The following is a 17,294-nucleotide window of genomic DNA, read 5'->3' on the forward strand; positions in this document are numbered from 1 at the left end:
CAACGGGTCACGCGCGTGCGGCCTGAAACGCCGCTTGCACGGCGCGCACGAGGGACGGATGCAGCACACCCAGTTTGGGAATCTGCCCGTGGGGAGCGGAAGGCGGCACCGAGAACCACTCGGTGCTATAGGGCAGATCCAGTGCCTGCTTGAGGTCGAACTTGGTGTCGTAGCTCAACCCCGCCGCTGCGTAGGCCGCCGGATTGCGCTCATGCAGGATGGAGAACTCGCCCCGGTGCAGCGTCGTCGTACGCTGGCTGGTCCCGTAGGCCACCCTGACCGCGAACTGCGGATCATCGTCGTCGAAAACAGCCAGAATCAGTGCCGGGCGGGGTTTCGGTCGAGGATGAATGTCGTCGGGGAAGTGGCACCAGACGATTTCGCCAGCGGTGGGCTCGCTCCACCACTGGTGGCTCATGTCGTTTCCACGTCGACCAAGCTCGAACGTATCGACCGTTTGCCGCCCTGCGGCGCCCGCTTCTTGATCTGGCGCATCTGGGCTGCCGTCAACGGACCGTCGTCGGCCTCGTACTGTGGCAGGACCCGCACGGCCATCTCGTGCAGCGCGCGGTGAATCGCCTGCGTCTCGTCGACGCCAAGGAATTCCGCCAGCCGCTTGGCGGTTTCGCGGGTCACGCCCGTGGCGCTGTCGACAGGTCGGTAGCGAAAGGCGATCTGGTTCACAGTGGCGCGGGCCGGCATGGAATGGCTCCTGAAAAGATATCTCAAAGATATCCAATTTCTCGCCCAAGGTCAACCCGCCGTCGCCCCGTTGACCGTCATGCTCGGATTGAGACCCTGAACCGCTTTCGGCCATCGCTCAACCCGCCTTGGTCGCTCCCTTGAACACCAGGAAACGCGCCGTCAGGAAGTTGACCGCCAGCCCGGCGCAGCTGCCGAACGCCACGCCGAGCGCGGGGGCCAGCGGCCCGCCCAGCCAGTGCAAGGTCAGCACGTACGCCCCGTAGTTGACCAGCGCGCCCCCCATCATCGTCAGCAGGTAGCGCAGGTACTCGCGCCCGATCGACGCGCCCGAATGCCTCCCGGCGAAGGTGAAGCGCCGGTTCAGCGCCCAGGTGACGGTGGCGGCAGCGAGGAACGACAGCACGCGCCCGCCATACCAGCCGAACGCCGGCGCCACCACGTAGAGCACGCCGAGGTCGACGACGAAGCCGATCGCGCCGACGATCGCGAACGACAGGAACTCCCGCCCGAGCTTCATGGCCGGCCGGCGGCGGAGCGGACGCCGGGAATCCCCAGGTAGCACAGCCGCTTGGCCTCGCGCCGGCCGATGGTCACGGTGTGCAGCACCACGCCGCAGACGAAGGACAACATCGCCATCAGCATCATCCCGGTGACCAGCACCGCGGTCGGCTGCCGCGGCACCAGCCCGGTGTTCAGGTAGGTGGACACCAGCGGCTCGGCGAGGATCAGCGACAGCAGCACCAGCAGGCCCGCGGCACTGGAGAAGAACTGCAGCGGCCGCTCGCTCACGAACAGCTTGCAGATGGTCTTGAGGATGCGCCAGCCGTCGCGGTAGGTCGACAGCTTGCTTTCGGAGCCTTCGGGCCGCGAGCGGTAGGGCATCGGGACCTCGGCGAAGGGCATCCGCAATTCGAGCGCATGGACTGTCAATTCGGTTTCGATCTCGAAGCCCCTGGACAATGCCGGGAAGGACTTGGCGTAGCGCCTCGAGAAGACGCGATAGCCCGACAGCATGTCGGTCATCCGGCCGTCGAAGAGGCTCGCCACCGCGCCGGTCAGCAAGGCGTTGCCGAAGCGGTGGCCGCGCCGGTAGGTCTGCATGTCGGCGCCGTCGTCGACCCGCGAGCCGACCACCATGTCGAGGTTGCCTTCGACCATCAGTTCGATCAGCTGCCGCACCTCGCCGACGTCGTAGGTGGCGTCGCCGTCGACCATCACGTAGACGTCGGCCTCGACGTCCGCGAACATCCGCCGCGCCACGTTGCCCTTGCCGCGCAGCGGGACGTGCGTCACGCGCGCGCCGGCGGCCCGGGCCACGGCCGCGGTGTCGTCGGTCGAGTTGTTGTCGAAGACATGGATCTCGGCCTCGGGCAGGGACGCCTGAAACTCGCTCACCACCTGCGCGATGGCCAGCGCCTCGTTGAAGCACGGGATCACGGCGGCGATGCGCAGGGGGCGCGAGTCGAAACGTTCAGTCATTCTTGGCAGGCAGGATGCGGTAGGCCTTGGCACCGGCTTTTTCGTACATCAAGGCGAAATGGTCAAGGAAGCCGGGCTGGGCGGCGAGCATCGGCGCGGCGCTGGCGCCGACCGCGATCGCCTCGAAGCCGAGACCCCGCAGTTTGCGCGCGAATTCGGCCGGCGGCAGCACGATGAAGTCGGCATAGCGCCAGGGCCCGATCGCATCGCCCCAGACCGGGGCCGGCCCATAGTAGATCGCTTCGCTGAGCGCGATCTGGTAGACCCGCCCGGTCGCGTGTTCGCGCAGGTAGTTCATGACCGCATAGCCGGGCACGTGGGCGTCGAGGAAGGCGGCGCGCTCGGCCGGCGTGGTCGCGATCGCCGCCACGCTCCGCCGCGTCATGTAGAACGAGCCGCCGACGCCCACCAACAGCAGCAGCACGCCGAGCCAGCGGCCGGCGCGGTCGAGCAGGCCGCGCGCGTTCCACGCCGGCAGCGCGCGGCGCAGCCCGTCGGCCAGGCGGGCCAGCAATGCCTGCCAGCCGACCACCGACACCAGCGCGATCAGCGGCACCGAGGCGGCCAGGTAGCGCGGATAGCGCGAGGTCAGGGCCCAGACGCCCAGCGAGTAGAGGCTGAACACGGCCGCCGCGCGCACCGCCGGCGAGCGCTTCCATGCCAGCGCGAACGGCACGAACAGCACGCCCCACAGGAAGCCGTTCGGCCACGCGGCATGGGCGCGCACGTCGTCGAACTGGTTCTTGTAGTCGGCCGCGTTCCAGTTGGTGAAGCCGAACAGGCGCGCGCCGATCGGATTGAACGGGTCGCCCGTCATGACCGCGTTGCGCGCATACCAGTAGATGCAGGGGACCAGGAAGCACACCAGCGCCAGGGCCCAGACCTTGAGCCGGCGCTCGCGCCGGACCACGAACACGGCCACCAGCGGCAGCACCGTCAGGGCCTGGTACTTGGAGCCCGCCGCGACGCCGAGGAAGAAGGCGGCCAGTGCCAGCCAGCGCGCCCCGCGCGCCGGATCGTCGGACTCGCGCCACCACCACAGGGCGGTGCAGGCGGCGAGCACGAAGAGGGCGACGCCGATGTCGATCAGCGCGCTTTCGTAGTCGCCGATGCCGAGCCAGATCGCGGCCGCGACCAGCCCGGTCAGCCGGCTCGCATGCTGCGCACCCAGCCGGTAGACCATCGCCACCGACAGCCAGCCCGCGAGGGCGCTCAGCAGGTGCGGCAGGACGTCGTCGCCGACCGCCAGCGCGCCGGCATGGATCAGGTTGTAGTTGTACGGAAACCAGGGATAGCGCAGCCACTCATGGACGCCGAGCCGCCCGCTCTGCAGCACTTCGCGCGCATAGGGCAGGTGGTACATCAGCTCGTCGAACGCGGCCGGCGGCGCCAGCGGTTCGACCAGGGCCGGCAGCGCCGTCAGCACGAAGGCCACCAGCGCCAGCTTTTCGACGAAGCCGAAGGGCTCTGACGGCAGCCGCGGGCCGCGTTCGCGCCGCCAGGCCGGCCACTGCAGCACGGCCGCCAGCAGGCCGAGCGCCACCGTGCCGATGACGGCGCCGCGGCCGAACAGCCCGGCGATCGCGATCGCCTGGAAGACGCAGACATGGAGCCCGAGCCCGGCCGCGGCCGCCATCGCGGCTTCGAGCGCGGCGTCGCGCCGTCCCGGCGGGCCGATGCGCGCCAGCAGCGCCCGCCCGAACCCCCAGCAGGCGACCGCGAAGACCGCCATCGCCGCGTAGTGGGCGGCCCCGAACATCAGCTTTTGAATAGGAACTCCCGCTGGCCGGCGGTGCTCGCGACGGCGCTTCGTGTCACAGGTTCGGCGCCAGCAGGCGTTCGAGTTCGGCCTCGCTCTGGTGGCGGCGCGCTGCCTGGTCCTGCAGTTGGTCGTGGCCGATCTTGCCGACGTTGAAGTAGGTCGAGTCGGGGTGGCTCAGGTAGAAGCCGCTGACGCTGGCGGCCGGCATCATCGCGAGGCTTTCGGTCACGCTCATGCCGATCTCGGCGCAGTTCAGCAGGTCGAACATCGGGCCCTTGACGCTGTGGTCGGGGCAGGCCGGGTAGCCGGGCGCGGGCCGGATGCCGCGGTACTTCTCGTCGATCATGTCGGCGTTGCTGAGCGTCTCGTCGGGCGCGTAGCCCCACAGGTCGGTCCGCACGCGGTGGTGCATCGCCTCGGCGAAGGCCTCGGCCAGCCGGTCGGCCAGCGACTTCAGCATGATCGCCGAGTAGTCGTCGAGGTCGTCGATGAAGTACTTCTCTTTCTTCTCGATGCCGATGCCCGCGGTGACCGCGAACATGCCCACGTAGTCCTTGAGCCCGCTCTCGCGCGGCGCCACGAAGTCCGCCAGGCAGCGGCTCGGCCGGGTCACGCCGTCGATCACCTGCTTCTCGGCCTGCTGGCGCATGCCCCACCAGGTGAGCGCGGCCTCGCTGCGCGACTCGTCGGTGTAGAGCACGATGTCGTCGTCGCGCTCGGTGTTGGCGGGCCAGAAGCCGATCACGCCGCTGGCCGTGAGCCAGCGGCCTTCGATCAGGCGCTTGAGCATGCGCTGGCCGTCGGAGTAGACCCGCACCGCCTCGGTGCCGACCACCTCGTCCTTGAGGATGGCCGGAAACGGCCCCGCCAGATCCCAGGTCTGGAAGAAGGGCCCCCAGTCGATGTACTTGGCGAGTTCGGTCAGGTCGAAGTTCTTGAACACGCGCCGTCCGATGAACTTCGGCACCGGCGGCACATAGCCAGCCCAGTCGACCGGCGTCTTGTTGGCCCGCGCCTTGGCCAGCGGCCACAGCGTCACCTGCTTCTTGTTGGCGTGCTGGTGGCGCACCTTGTCGTAGTCGGCATTGAGTTCGTCGATGTAGCTCGCCGCCTGGTCCGACAGCAGCGACTGCGCCACGCTCACGCTGCGCGAGGCATCGGGCACGTAGACCACCGGGCCTTCGTAGTGCGGCGCGATCTTCACGGCCGTATGGACCCGGCTGGTGGTGGCGCCGCCGATCATGAGCGGAATCTTCTTGATGCGGAAGTGCTCGTCCTTCTGCATCTCGCCGGCCACGTACTGCATCTCCTCGAGGCTCGGCGTGATCAGGCCCGAGAGCCCGACGATGTCGGCGCCCTCGACCTTGGCGCGCGCCAGGATCTCGTGGCAGGGCACCATCACGCCCATGTTCACGACCTCGAAGTTGTTGCACTGGAGCACGACCGTGACGATGTTCTTGCCGATGTCGTGGACGTCGCCCTTGACCGTCGCGATGACGATCTTGCCCTTGGTGCGGACATCGCGGCCGGCGGCCTCGTCCTGGCGTTTTTCTTCCTCGATGTAGGGAATGAGGTGCGCCACCGCGGACTTCATCACGCGGGCCGACTTCACCACCTGCGGCAGGAACATCTTGCCCTGGCCGAACAGGTCGCCGACGATGTTCATGCCGGCCATCAGCGGGCCTTCGATCACGTGCAGCGGACGCCCGCCGGTGGCCAGGATCTGCTGGTAGGCCTCTTCCGTGTCTTCCACGATGAAGTCGGTGATGCCGTGCACCATCGCATGCGACAGCCGCTGGTTCACGTGCACTGGGTGCTCGGCCGTGCCGCGCCATTCGAGCTTCTTGCTCTCGTCCTTGGCACCGCTCTTGGCGGTCTCGGCGACTTCCACCAGGCGCTCGCCGGCATCGGGGCGGCGGTTCAGCACCACGTCTTCCACGCGCTCGCGCAGTTCGGGCTCGAGGTCGTCGTAGACGCCGACCATGCCGGCGTTGACGATGCCCATGTCCATGCCGGCCTTGATCGCGTGGTACAGGAAGACGGTGTGGATCGCCTCGCGCACCGGGTCGTTGCCGCGGAAGCTGAAGCTGACGTTCGACACGCCGCCCGACACCTTGGCGCCGGGCAGGTTCTGCTTGATCCAGCGCACCGCGTTGATGAAGTCGACAGCGTAGTTGTTGTGCTCCTCGATGCCGGTGGCGATCGCGAAGATGTTCGGGTCGAAGATGATGTCCTCGGGCGGGAAGCCGATCTCGTCGACCAGGATGCGGTAGGCGCGCTCGCAGATCTCGATCTTGCGTTCGTAGGTGTCGGCCTGGCCCTTCTCGTCGAAGGCCATCACGACCGCTGCCGCGCCGTAGCGGCGCAGCAGCCGGGCCTGATGGCGGAACTGGTCCTCGCCCTCTTTCATGCTGATCGAGTTGACGATGCCCTTGCCCTGGATGCAGCGCAGGCCGGCCTCGATCACGTCCCACTTCGAGCTGTCGACCATGATCGGCACCCGCGCGATGTCGGGCTCGCTGGCGATCAGGTTCAGGAAGCGCACCATCGCGGCCTTGCTGTCGAGCATGGCCTCGTCCATGTTGATGTCGATCACCTGGGCGCCGTTCTCGACCTGCTGGCGCGCCACCGCCAGCGCTTCCTCGAACTGGCCGTTCAGGATCATGCGGGCGAAGGCCTTCGAGCCGGTGACGTTGGTGCGCTCGCCGATGTTGACGAACAGCGCGCCATCGCCGATCTGCACCGGCTCGAGGCCGGACAGCTTCATCGGGGGCGGGGTCTGGGACGCGGAAGAATCGATTGGCATGGGCTCACCTGTGGAAACGGGGTCAGGCGAGCGTCGTTGCACTCCAGTGCCTGGAAGCCCAAGCCTGACGCGGCCGGCCAGACGGCCGGCGGCGCTGCAACGCTCCTTGGGAGCCGCGGATTTTACGCTGGCTGCGCGGCGCCGGCGGCCGATGCCGGCAAGCCGAAGACGGCGTCGAAGGCCCAGTTGAAGACGAAGGTATAGACCAGGAAGAAAACCACCAGGCCGAGGTCCATCACCAGGGCGTCCCAGAGACTGACGCCGAGCCACCAGGCGAACACCGGCACCAGGAAGGCGATCAGGCCGCCTTCGAAGCCGATCGCGTGGGCGATCCGGCGGCGCAGGCTGCGGCCGCGCACCGCCTGGCCGGACTCCCAGCGCTCGAACAGGGCGTTGAACGAGAGGTTCCAGAGCACGGCGATGACCGAGGCGATCACCGCCAGCACGCCCGAATGGCCCAGTCCCTGGCCGGACATCAGCGCCAGGCCCGCGCTGGCCGCGACGATGGCGATGCCCTCGTAGAGGCTGATATAGACGACGCGGCGCTTGAGCCCTTGCATGAAATCGATCCTGTGTTGGTTGGCGTTGAGCTGGACTTTATGTTGGTTTACCTGATATAAAAAGTCATCTTCTTTCAGGTTCATTGATAGATCGGGGCGGCCGTGGGTTTTTCCAGCGACAGCGTGGCGGTGTTTCTCGCGGTGGTCGATCACGGCTCCTTCTCGGCGGCGGCGCGAGCGCTGGGCCGGGTGCCCTCGGCGGTCAGCATGGCGATCGCCAGTCTCGAAGCCGAGCTCGACCTCAGCCTGTTCGACCGCAGCGGTCGCGAGCCGCAGCCGACCGCGGCCGCGCGATCGCTGGAGCCGCAGGCGCGCCTGCTGGCGGCGCAACTCAAGCAGCTTCAGGTCCAGGCGCTGGCGCTGACCCAGGGGCTGGAGAACCGGCTGACGCTGGCCATAGCGCCCGAGTTGCTGGCCGCGCCCTGGAGCGGGCCGCTGGCCGCTCTGGCGGCCGAATACCCGCTGCTGGAGGTCGAGGTGCTGGCGGCGCCGCAGGCCGATGCGCTGGCGCTGCTACACAGCGGCAGGGCGCAGCTGGCCCTGGTGTTCGAGCGCCCCAGCCTCGACGGCCGCGAGGGTTTCCAGGAAGTGGCCAACGACACCATGGTGGCCGTGATGGCGCCCGACCATCCGGTGCTGGCCGCGGCTGGGGGACGGTTGCGAGAAGAACACCTGACGACCACGCGGCAGATCGTGGTCGCCGGACGCGACCTCGCCACCAGCGACCCGCGTTTCGTCTTCGCGCGCCATGTCTGGCGCACCGACAACGCGCTGGCCGCGCTGAGCCTGATCACCGCCGGCCTGGGCTGGGGCTGGCTGCCGCGCAACTTCGCGCGGCCGCACGTGGCGGCCGGCGCGCTGGTCGAGATTCCGTTCGAGAACCTGTCGAACGGGCTCGACCTGTGGGTCGATGTCGTGTGGTCGCGCGAGCGGCCGCTGGGCCTCGGGGCCCAGCGCTTCGTGGCGCTCATCGCCCGCAAGAAGGACTGAAGAAAGCGCCGGCTAGCGGTCGCGGCCTCCGCCGCCTCCACCATGGCCGCCGCCGTGGCCACCTCCGTGGCCGCCACCGCCGCCTCCGTGGCCCCCGCCATGGCCATTGCGACCGCCATCCCCGCCACCGCCATGGTCGCCACCGCGGCCGCCTCCATGGCCGTGGTCACCCCCGCCCTGCCCCGGCGGCCGGCCGCCGGTCTGGAAGCCGGGCGGACGCGCACCGGGCGGCGGGCGCCAACCGGGTGCCGGCGGCGGCCGGAAACCGGGTGATGGCGGCGGACCGAAGCCCGGCGCCGACGGCGGACGGAAGCCCGGCGGATGCGGCGCATAGCCCGGCCACGGATTCGGACGCCAGCCCGGCACCGGCGGCGGCGGGGGGCGCCAGCCCGGGCCCGGCGGCGGCGGCGGGCGGCCGCCCCACCAGCGCGGCTGGTTGTACCAGGGGCGATCGCGGTAGTAGTTGGACCAGTAGCTGCCGATCGCGAAGGTCACCAGCGGCACGCCGATGATCGCGCCATAGGTCGCCAGCGGGACGCGCTGCTCCTGGTAGGCGTATTCGAGACTGGCCGCATAGGACCAGCCGCGAAGGCCGTCCGGCAGCACCACGTCGCACCAGCCGTAGCCGGCGGTGCAGCCCATCACCTGCAGCGACTGCCCCGGCCCCAAGGTGGCCACCAGCGGATAGCTGTCGCCGGGACCGGCACGCAGGTTGAGCGGCCCGCGGGTGAATGCCTGCTGGGCCGAGGCGGCCAACGGCACCGCCAGGGCGATGGCGGCCAGGCCGGCCCATCGCATTGCCTTGTTGTTCATGAAGATTTCCTTTGCGGTCCAGGGTAGAAGGGGCTGCAGCCCGATGTCAATCAGCCACGGCCTTCAAACGAGAACGCCGCAGCGCGCGTGTTCGCGCACACGCGGAACGTCTGGAGACTTTCTTCATCCCGGCTTCACATGCGCCGGGCGCGGCGGCCTCAAGCGGCTTCGCTGTAGAAGGCCGCGCGATGCAGGCTGCGGCCGGCGAGCGGTGCCACCGCCTGGCCGATGGCCGCGATGTGCTCCGGCGTGGTGCCGCAGCAGCCGCCGACGATGTTGACCAGTCCCTCGGCCGCGAACTCGTGCAACAGGCGCGAGGTGACGTCGGGGGTCTCGTCGAAGCCGGTCTCGCTCATCGGGTTGGGCAGGCCGGCGTTGGGGTAGCAGCTGATGAAGGTGTCGTCGGCGACGCGTGCCAGCTCCTGGATGTAGGGCCGCATCAACGCCGCGCCCAGCGCGCAGTTCAGGCCGATGGCCAGCGGCCGTGCATGGCGCACGCTGTGCCAGAAGGCGGTCACGGTCTGTCCGCTCAGGATCCGGCCGGAGGCGTCGGTCACGGTGCCGCTGATGATCAGCGGCAGCCGCTCGCCGCTGGCCTCGAAGTACTCGTCGATGGCGAACAGCGCCGCCTTGGCGTTCAGCGTGTCGAAGATGGTCTCGACCAGCAGCACGTCGGAGCCGCCTTCGACCAGGGCCTCGACCTGCTCGTAGTAGGAAGCCCGCAGCTCTTCGAAGCTGACGTTGCGCGCCCCGGGATCGTTGACGTCGGGGCTGATGCTGGCGGTCTTGGGCGTCGGGCCGAGGGCGCCGGCGACGAAGCGAGGCTTGTCGGGGGTGCTGAACTTGTCGCACGCGGCGCGCGCCAGCTTCGCGGACTCGAGGTTCATCTCGCGCGCCAGTTCGGCCATCTTGTAGTCTTCCTGCGCGATCCGGGTGGCGCCGAAGGTGTTGGTTTCGATCAGGTCGGCGCCGGCCGCGAGATAGCCTTCGTGGATGTCGCGGATGACGTCGGGCCGGGTCAGCGAGAGCAGCTCGTTGTTGCCCTTGACGTCGCGCGGGAAGTCCTTGAAGCGCTCGCCGCGGTACTGTGCCTCGGTCAGCTTGAAGCGCTGGATCATGGTGCCCATCGCGCCATCGAGGATGGCGATGCGTTGGGCCAGGATGGCGGGAAGTTGCTGGGCGCGGGTGTAGACGACGGGCTTCATGACCCGATTGTAGAAAGCGCCGCCGCGCCCGCCGCGGCGTCGGGTCTTGTCAGGCCTGCGCGCCGGCGATCTCGGTCAGCGCGCCGAGGAAGCGCGCGTTCTCTTCCGGCGTGCCGATCGACACCCGGATGAAGCTCTCGAAACCGGGCTCCTTCCATGGCTTGACGATGATGCCGCGCGCCAGCAGCGCTTCGTTGACCGGGCCGTTCGGACGCGCCAGGTCGATGAACAGGAAATTGGCCGCCGACGGCGCGACGCGCAGCCCCGGCCAGGCCATCGCACGCAGCGCCTGCGCCATCGCGTCGCGCCGCCGCACCGTTTCGGCCACCGCATGGACCATGTAGGCCTCGTCGCCCCACGCCGCCAACGCGGCCGCCTGCGCCGCCAGGTTGACGTTGAAGGGCGTGCGCACCCGGTCCAGCAGCTGGACCAGCGCGGCATCCGATGCGATGCCGTAGCCGACCCGCAGGCCCGCCAGCCCCCAGGCCTTGGAAAACGTGCGCAGCACGATCCAGGGCCGCTCCTGCGCGCGCAGCGCGGCCAGCGCATCGGGAAAGCCGGGCGCGGTCCGCGCGTATTCGTAGTACGCCTCGTCGAGCACCAGCAGCGTGGCCGGCGGCATGGCGGCGAGCAGCCGGGTGAACTCGCCGGCATCGAACATGCAGCCCACCGGGTTCGACGGGTTCGCCAGCATCACCAGCTTCGGGCCGCGCGCCAGGGCCTCGCACCAGGCGTCGATGTCGAAGCCGAGCGCGGGCGTCAGCGCCAGCGCTTCGACCTGCGCGCCCATCATGCGTGGGTAGATCTCGTGCAGGCCGAAGGCGGGCCGCTGCGTCAGCACCCGGTCGCCGGGCGACAGGAAGGCCTGGCACAGCATCTGGAGGATGTCCTCGGAGCCGTTGCCGATCACCACCTCCTCGGGCCGGGCGCCGCTGCGCTGCGCGATCGCGGCGCGCAGCGCGCTGCAGTTCGCATCTGGATAGGTGCCGACCTGCAGCGCCAGGTCGACCAGCGCGCGCGCCACCGCGGGACTGGCGCCGAAGGGGTTCTCGTTGCTGGCGAGCCGCGCGATCTCGCTGACCCCGTAGCGCGCACGCACCGCCTGCGACGACAGGCCGGCGTTGTAGGCGGGCAGCGCAGGCACCTCGGGGCGTGCGAGTGCGTGGATGGCAGACATGTTCATAGATCGCGCTTCCGCTCGACGAAGTCCAGCACGGCTTCGAGCAGCCGCCGCACGTGCGGCTGGACGCGCTGCGCCACCTCGGGCAGGTAGTCGAAGGGCAAGGCTTCCTGCATGTAGCTGCACTGCGTCATCTCGAGCTGCACCGCATGCACGCCCTGCGCCGGCTGGCCGTGGTGGCGCGTGATGTAGCCCCCCGTGAAGCGGCCGTTGAGCACCGAGCTGAAGCCGTTCGCCTCGCCGGCGATCTGCTTCAGCCGCTGCGCCAGCGCCGGATCGCAGCTCGCGCCGTTGGCGGTGCCGAGGTTCAGGTCGGGCAGCCTGCCCTCGAAGAAGCGCGGCAGCACCGAGCGGATCGAGTGCGCGTCCCAGAGCGCGGCGATGCCGTGCTGCGCCTTGAGGCGCGCCAGTTCGTCCGCGAGCTGGCGGTGGTAGGGCTGCCAGATGGCTTCCCGGCGTTCGGCGACCTCGGCCTCGTCGGGCACATCGCCGGCGGCGTAGATCGGCGTGTCGTCGAAGGTGTCGACCGGGCACAGGCCGGTGACGCTCTGGCCCGGATAGAGGCTGGCGCCATCGGGCGGACGGTTCAGGTCGACCACGTAGCGCGAGTGCGTGGCGACCAGCACCGAGGCGCCGAGTTCGTCCGCGAAGTCATAGAGGCGTTCGAGATGCCAGTCGGTGTCGGGCACCTGGCGGGCCTCGTCGGTGAGGCGCGCCGCGAGCCCGGGCGGCACGTGGGTGCCGACATGCGGCATCGAGATCAGCAGGGGGCGCTTGCCGGCGCGGAAGCGGAACGGCGGCTCGGTGGTGATGAAGCGCATGGGTCTCAATCCTTCAGAAGTTGGCTGCGCGCGGCGACGAAACCGGCCGCGGCATGGTCGTGCAGTGCATGTCGGCCGGCGGCGACGCGCGGCTGGCCGGCCACCCACACCGCATCGATCGCCGACGTGCGGTGGCTCGCGAAGACATGCGCCGAGAGCATGTCGGGCGCGTCGAGCCCTTGCAGTGCGAGGTGCGCGGCGTCGAGGACGACGAAGTCGGCCTGCTGGTCCGGCGCCAGGCCGCCGATCGCGCGGCCCGCGGCCTGCGCGCCGCCGTGCAAGGCGGCCAGCGTGAGCGCGCTCGCGACCTGCGGGTGCGCCGCATCGGCGCCGACATTGCGCTGGCGAGTGGCCAGGCGCTGGCTGTATTCGAGCAGCAGCAGCTCTTCGGCCGCGTTGACGCATGCATGGCTGTCCGAGCCCACGCCCCAGGCCCCGCCATGGCCGCGCCAGGCCGCGAAGTCGAAGATGCCGTCGCCGAGGTTGGCCTCGGTCGTGGGACAGAGGCCGGCGACCGCGCCGCGCGTGGCGGCGCGCTGGTACTCCTGCGCGTCCATGTGCGTGGCATGCACCAGGCACCAGCGCGCATCGACCGGCGCATGGTCGAGCAGCCAGGCGACCGGCCGCTGGCCGCTCCAGGCGACGCAGTCGTCGACCTCCTGCGTCTGCTCCGCGATGTGGATGTGGATCGGCGCGCTGGCATCGAGCGCATCGAGGCCGGCGAGCGCATCGCGCAGGGCATCGGGAGGCACCGCGCGCAGCGAATGCGGCGCCAGGCCCAGGCGCGCGCCCTGCGCATCGCAGGCCGGCTTCAGCGCGTCGAGCAGGCGCAGCATCGACTCGGTCGAGCGGATGAAGCGGCGCTGGCCCGGGTTCGGCGGCGTGCCGCCGAAGCCGCTGGTCTGGTAGAGCACCGGCAGCAGGGTGAAGCCGATGCCGGTGCGCTGCGCGGCGCGCAGCAGCGCCAGGCTCAGCGTGGCGTCGTCGGCATAGGGGCGGCCGTCGCCGTCATGGTGCACGTACTGGAACTCGCAGACGCTGGTGTAGCCGGCTTCGAGCATCTCGGCATAGAGCCAGGTCGCGACAGCTTCCATCTGCTCGGGGCCGAGGCGCGCGGCGAAGCGGTACATCAGCGTGCGCCAGCTCCAGAAGCTGTCCTGCTGCTCGGCGCGGTGCTCGGTGAGCCCCGCGAACGCGCGCTGGAAGGCGTGCGAATGCAGGTTCGGCATGCCCGGGATCAAGGGGCCGCGCACGGTGGGTGCAGCGGACGGCCGGGGCGCATCGGATTGCACCTGCGTCAGCCGGCCGGCGTCGTCCCATGCCAGCAGCACGTTCTTCGCCCATCCGGTCGGCAGCAGCGCATCGGCCGCGAACAGGGTGCGCGTCGTCATGCGGCCGCCCCCGCCGCGATGCGGCCCTGGCGCACCACGGTGCGCAGCGGCCGCTGGCCGAACCAGTACGCGAGCTCGGCCGCGTCCCGGACGTTCCACAGCACGAAGTTGGCCGGCTGGCCGACATGCAAGGCGCCGTGCGTGTGCTGCAGGCCCAGCGCGCGCGCCGCATGGCGGGTCACGCCGGCCAGCGCCTCGGGCACCGTGAGGCGGAACAGGGTGCAGGCCATGTTGGCCATCAGCAGCAGGCTCAGCGCCGGCGAGGTGCCCGGGTTGTGGTCGGTCGACACGGCCATCGGCACGCCGGCGGCGCGCAGCGCGGCTATCGGCGGCAGGTGCGTGTCGCGCAGCGTGTAGTAGGCACCGGGCAGCAGCACGGCCACCGTGCCGGCCGCGCGCATCGCTTCGATGCCTTCGGCCGACAGGTGCTCGATGTGGTCGCAGGACAGCGCGCCATGGCGCGCCGCCAGCGCGGCGCCGCCCATGTCGGACAGCTGCTCGGCATGCAGCTTGACCGGCAGGCCGAGCGCCTGCGCAGCCTGGAACACCCGCTCGGTCTCGGCCAGCGAGAAGGCGATGCGCTCGCAGAAGACGTCGACCGCATCGACCAGTCCCTCGGCGGCCAGTGCCGGCAGCATCTCGCTGCAGACCAGGTCGATGTAGTCGCCGCTGCGGCCCGCGTATTCGGGCGGCAGCGCATGGGCGCCCAGGAAGGTCGTGCGCACCGTCACGCCATAGGCCTCGCCGAGCCGCCGTGCGACACGCAATTGCTTGCGTTCGTGGTCGAGCGCGAGGCCGTAGCCCGACTTGATCTCGATCGCGCAGACGCCGTCGGCCAGCAGTTGCTCGAGCCGGGCCGCGGCCTGAACGAACAGCGCGTCTTCATCGGCCTCGCGCGTGGCGCGAACCGACGACACGATGCCGCCGCCGGCCTTCGCGACCTCTTCGTACGTGGCACCGGCCAGGCGCATCGCGAACTCGTTGGCGCGCTGGCCGCCGTAGACCAGGTGCGTGTGGCAGTCGACCAGGCCCGGCGTGACGAGCGCGCCCTCGCCATCGAAGCGCGGCAGGCCGGCATGCATCGCGGGCAGCGACGCACGTTCGCCGATCCATTCGATCCTGCCGTCGAGGACGACGATCGCCGCATCGGCGACGGCGTCCTGGTCGTCGGCCAGCGCGCCGGGCGCAAGCCGCAGGTGCTGCCAGACGCCGTCGGCGGAAGGAGACGCGGGATGAGTCATGGTGTTCAAGTGGAAGGAGTGAGCGCTTCTTCGAAGCGGACCGCGACCAGCGCGGCCTCGGCATCGAGAGGGGTCGCGTGCCAGCCGGCAGGGCCCTGGGCCCACCACAGTCCGGCGCCGGGTTCGAGGGTGGTCGTGTCGCCGCCCCGCAGCTGCCATCGGCCGCGCAGCGCGAGCAGCAGGCCGGCCGCTGCCGGTCCCACCTGGCTGTCGCCGCCCACCACGCGCACCTCGGCGCGCAGGCGGCCGCGCCGCGTCATCACGTTGAAGTCCGTCGACGGGCCGCCGAGCAGCTCGCAGTCGAGCGCCATGTCGCCGGAAAAGGCGAACGGTCCGTGCGGCCGATCGAGCCGGTGTTCGATCCGGCCGTCGCCCGAGCGCAGCCGCACGCCGCTGCCGTCCAGCAGCATGATCACGCGGTCGACGCCGGGAAAGGCCGAGAACGGCCCGGCCTGGTCGATGGTCGCGATGCTCACCCGCCAGTCGAAGCCGTCGATTCCGGCGCCTTGGGGCCAGGCGGCGATCTCGCGCGTGGTCCCGCCGCCGTTCTTCCACGGCGCGGCGGCCAGCGAGGCGGTGTCGAAGCGATGGATTCGCACGGCCTTGCCGGACTACTTGATCATCGGCAGGTTCAGGCCCTGCTTCTTCGCCGTCGCGATGGCGATGTCATAGCCGGCATCGGCATGGCGCATGACGCCGGTGGCCGGGTCGTTCCACAGCACGCGCTCGATGCGCTTCGCGGCGGCGTCGGTGCCGTCGCAGACGATCACCACGCCCGAGTGCTGCGAGTAGCCCATGCCAACGCCGCCGCCGTGGTGCAGGCTGACCCAGGTCGCGCCGCCGGCGGTGTTCAGCAGCGCGTTGAGCAGCGGCCAGTCGGAGACCGCATCACTGCCGTCCTTCATGCTCTCGGTCTCGCGGTTCGGGCTCGCCACCGAGCCGGTGTCGAGGTGGTCGCGGCCGATCACGATCGGGCCCTTGAGCTCGCCCGACTTCACCATCTCGTTGAAGGCCAGCCCGGCGAGGTGCCGCTCGCCCAGGCCGAGCCAGCAGATGCGCGCCGGCAGGCCCTGGAAGGCGATGCGCTCGCGCGCCATGTCGAGCCAGCGGTGGGTGTGCTTGTTGTCAGGGAACAGTTCCTTGATCTTGGCGTCGGTCTTGTAGATGTCTTCCGGGTCGCCCGAGAGCGCGACCCAGCGGAACGGGCCCTTGCCCTCGCAGAACAGCGGCCGGATGTAGGCCGGCACGAAGCCAGGGAAGTCGAAGGCGTTCTTGACGCCCTCGTCGAAGGCGACCTGGCGGATGTTGTTGCCGTAGTCGACCGTCGGGATGCCCATGGCCTGGAAGTCGAGCATCGCCTGCACGTGCACGGCGCAGGACTTGGCCGCTGCCTTGCGCAGGGTCGGATGCTGCGTGGCGTCGGCCTTGGCGGCCTCCCATTGCGCCAAGGTCCAGCCGATCGGCAGGTAGCCGCTGGCGAGGTCGTGGGCCGAGGTCTGGTCGGTCACGAGGTCGGGCTTGAGGCCGCCCGCCTTGGCGCGCTTGACCAGTTCCGGCAGGATCTCGGCGGCGTTGCCGAGCAGGCCGATCGAGACCGCTTCCTTCGCGGCCGTGTGCTGCTTGATGAGCGCGATCGCGTCGTCGATGTCCTTGGCCTGCTTGTCGAGGTAGCGCGTGCGCAGGCGGAAGTCGATGCTGGCCTGCTGGCATTCGATGTTGAGCGACACCGCGCCGGCCAGGGTCGCGGCCAGCGGCTGCGCGCCACCCATGCCGCCGAGGCCGGCGGTCAGGATCCACTTGCCCGAGAGGTCGTTGCCGTAGTGCTGGCGGCCGGCCTCGACGAAGGTCTCGAAGGTGCCCTGCACGATGCCCTGGCTGCCGATGTAGATCCAGCTGCCGGCCGTCATCTGGCCGTACATCATCAGGCCCTTGCGGTCGAGCTCGCTGAAGTGCTCCCAGGTGGCCCACTTGGGCACCAGGTTCGAATTGGCGATCAGCACGCGCGGCGCGTTCTCGTGCGTCTTGAACACGCCCACCGGCTTGCCCGACTGCACCAGCAGCGTCTCGTCGTCGTTCAATTGCTTGAGCGATTCGAGGATCTGGTCGAACGAGGCCCAGTCGCGCGCGGCGCGGCCGATGCCGCCGTACACGACCAGGTCTTGCGGCCGCTCGGCCACCTCGGGGTCGAGGTTGTTCTGCAGCATGCGGAAAGGCGCCTCGGTGAGCCAGCTCTTGCAGCTCAGCGTGCTGCCGCGCGGCGATCGGATGACGCGGCTCGCGTCATGGCGGGGATCGGTGGCGGCGGCGAGGAATTTGTCGGGTGCGTTCATGGCGGGGTGTC

The 17,294-nt window shown here is 69.8% G+C and carries 16 protein-coding genes and 1 riboswitch; of the genes, 1 reads left to right on the top strand and 15 read right to left on the bottom strand.

Features of this window, described 5'->3' with window-relative positions:
• Positions 1-7: 7 nt before the first annotated feature.
• From QTI17_RS20315 to QTI17_RS20345, 7 genes are all read right to left on the bottom strand, one after another.
• On the bottom strand, positions 8-418 hold the full coding sequence (locus QTI17_RS20315; RefSeq protein WP_286535195.1) for a hypothetical protein: 411 nt from the start codon (positions 416-418) through the stop codon (positions 8-10).
• On the bottom strand, positions 415-702 hold the full coding sequence (locus tag QTI17_RS20320) for a hypothetical protein (protein ID WP_286535196.1): 288 nt from the start codon (positions 700-702) through the stop codon (positions 415-417). Before QTI17_RS20320 ends, QTI17_RS20315 begins: the two co-directional genes overlap by 4 nt.
• Positions 703-820: 118 nt before the next feature.
• A complete protein-coding gene (locus QTI17_RS20325; protein WP_286535197.1) occupies positions 821-1,222 on the bottom strand; it encodes a GtrA family protein in 402 nt (133 codons plus the stop codon).
• Positions 1,219-2,184 carry a glycosyltransferase family 2 protein gene (locus QTI17_RS20330; RefSeq protein ID WP_286535198.1) on the bottom strand — a complete coding sequence of 322 codons (966 nt, stop codon included), beginning with the start codon at positions 2,182-2,184 and terminating at the stop codon, positions 1,219-1,221. The genes QTI17_RS20325 and QTI17_RS20330 overlap by 4 nt, the downstream gene beginning before the upstream one ends.
• The gene (locus QTI17_RS20335) at positions 2,177-3,943 is read right to left on the bottom strand and encodes a phospholipid carrier-dependent glycosyltransferase (protein WP_286535200.1); all 1,767 of its coding nucleotides are present in this window, start codon (positions 3,941-3,943) and stop codon (positions 2,177-2,179) included. Before QTI17_RS20335 ends, QTI17_RS20330 begins: the two co-directional genes overlap by 8 nt.
• A 55-nt stretch (positions 3,944-3,998) precedes the next feature.
• Entirely contained in the window at positions 3,999-6,752 is a 2,754-nt protein-coding gene (gene metH, locus QTI17_RS20340; RefSeq protein ID WP_286535201.1) for a methionine synthase, read from the bottom strand.
• A gap of 21 nt (positions 6,753-6,773) precedes the next feature.
• A riboswitch (S-adenosyl-L-homocysteine riboswitch) is annotated at positions 6,774-6,866 on the bottom strand.
• Between the two features lie 8 nt (positions 6,867-6,874).
• Positions 6,875-7,312 carry a PACE efflux transporter gene (locus tag QTI17_RS20345; RefSeq protein ID WP_286535202.1) on the bottom strand — a complete coding sequence of 146 codons (438 nt, stop codon included), beginning with the start codon at positions 7,310-7,312 and terminating at the stop codon, positions 6,875-6,877.
• Between the two features lie 102 nt (positions 7,313-7,414).
• On the opposite strand from QTI17_RS20345, the gene QTI17_RS20350 reads away from it, so the two are divergent.
• A complete protein-coding gene (locus QTI17_RS20350; protein ID WP_286535204.1) occupies positions 7,415-8,302 on the top strand; it encodes a LysR family transcriptional regulator in 888 nt (295 codons plus the stop codon).
• Between the two features lie 12 nt (positions 8,303-8,314).
• Here QTI17_RS20350 and QTI17_RS20355 read toward each other — a convergent pair whose 3' ends face one another.
• The 8 genes from QTI17_RS20355 to hutU form a co-directional block, all read right to left on the bottom strand.
• A complete protein-coding gene (locus QTI17_RS20355) occupies positions 8,315-9,115 on the bottom strand; it encodes an SH3 domain-containing protein (protein ID WP_286535205.1) in 801 nt (266 codons plus the stop codon).
• A 158-nt stretch (positions 9,116-9,273) separates the two neighbouring features.
• On the bottom strand, positions 9,274-10,320 hold the full coding sequence (locus QTI17_RS20360; protein ID WP_286535206.1) for a homocysteine S-methyltransferase family protein: 1,047 nt from the start codon (positions 10,318-10,320) through the stop codon (positions 9,274-9,276).
• A gap of 49 nt (positions 10,321-10,369) precedes the next feature.
• Positions 10,370-11,503 carry a histidinol-phosphate transaminase gene (locus tag QTI17_RS20365; protein ID WP_286535207.1) on the bottom strand — a complete coding sequence of 378 codons (1,134 nt, stop codon included), beginning with the start codon at positions 11,501-11,503 and terminating at the stop codon, positions 10,370-10,372.
• Positions 11,500-12,321 (bottom strand): N-formylglutamate deformylase, encoded by an 822-nt coding sequence (gene hutG, locus QTI17_RS20370; protein ID WP_286535208.1) that lies wholly within the window; start codon positions 12,319-12,321, stop codon positions 11,500-11,502. Before hutG ends, QTI17_RS20365 begins: the two co-directional genes overlap by 4 nt.
• 5 nt (positions 12,322-12,326) lie before the next feature.
• Complete coding sequence (locus tag QTI17_RS20375) at positions 12,327-13,712, bottom strand: formimidoylglutamate deiminase (RefSeq protein WP_286535209.1); 1,386 nt, start codon at positions 13,710-13,712, stop codon at positions 12,327-12,329.
• A complete protein-coding gene (gene hutI / locus QTI17_RS20380; protein WP_286535210.1) occupies positions 13,709-14,953 on the bottom strand; it encodes an imidazolonepropionase in 1,245 nt (414 codons plus the stop codon). The genes QTI17_RS20375 and hutI overlap by 4 nt, the downstream gene beginning before the upstream one ends.
• A 5-nt stretch (positions 14,954-14,958) precedes the next feature.
• Positions 14,959-15,546: a HutD/Ves family protein gene (locus tag QTI17_RS20385; protein WP_286535360.1), complete on the bottom strand. Its 588-nt coding sequence runs from the start codon at positions 15,544-15,546 to the stop codon at positions 14,959-14,961.
• 18 nt (positions 15,547-15,564) lie between these two features.
• Positions 15,565-17,283 carry a urocanate hydratase gene (hutU, locus tag QTI17_RS20390; protein WP_286535211.1) on the bottom strand — a complete coding sequence of 573 codons (1,719 nt, stop codon included), beginning with the start codon at positions 17,281-17,283 and terminating at the stop codon, positions 15,565-15,567.
• Between the last annotated feature and the right edge of the window lie 11 nt (positions 17,284-17,294).

The organism is Variovorax sp. J31P179 (genome assembly GCF_030316985.1).
GTDB classification, from domain to species: Bacteria; Pseudomonadota; Gammaproteobacteria; order Burkholderiales; family Burkholderiaceae_C; genus Variovorax; species Variovorax ginsengisoli_B.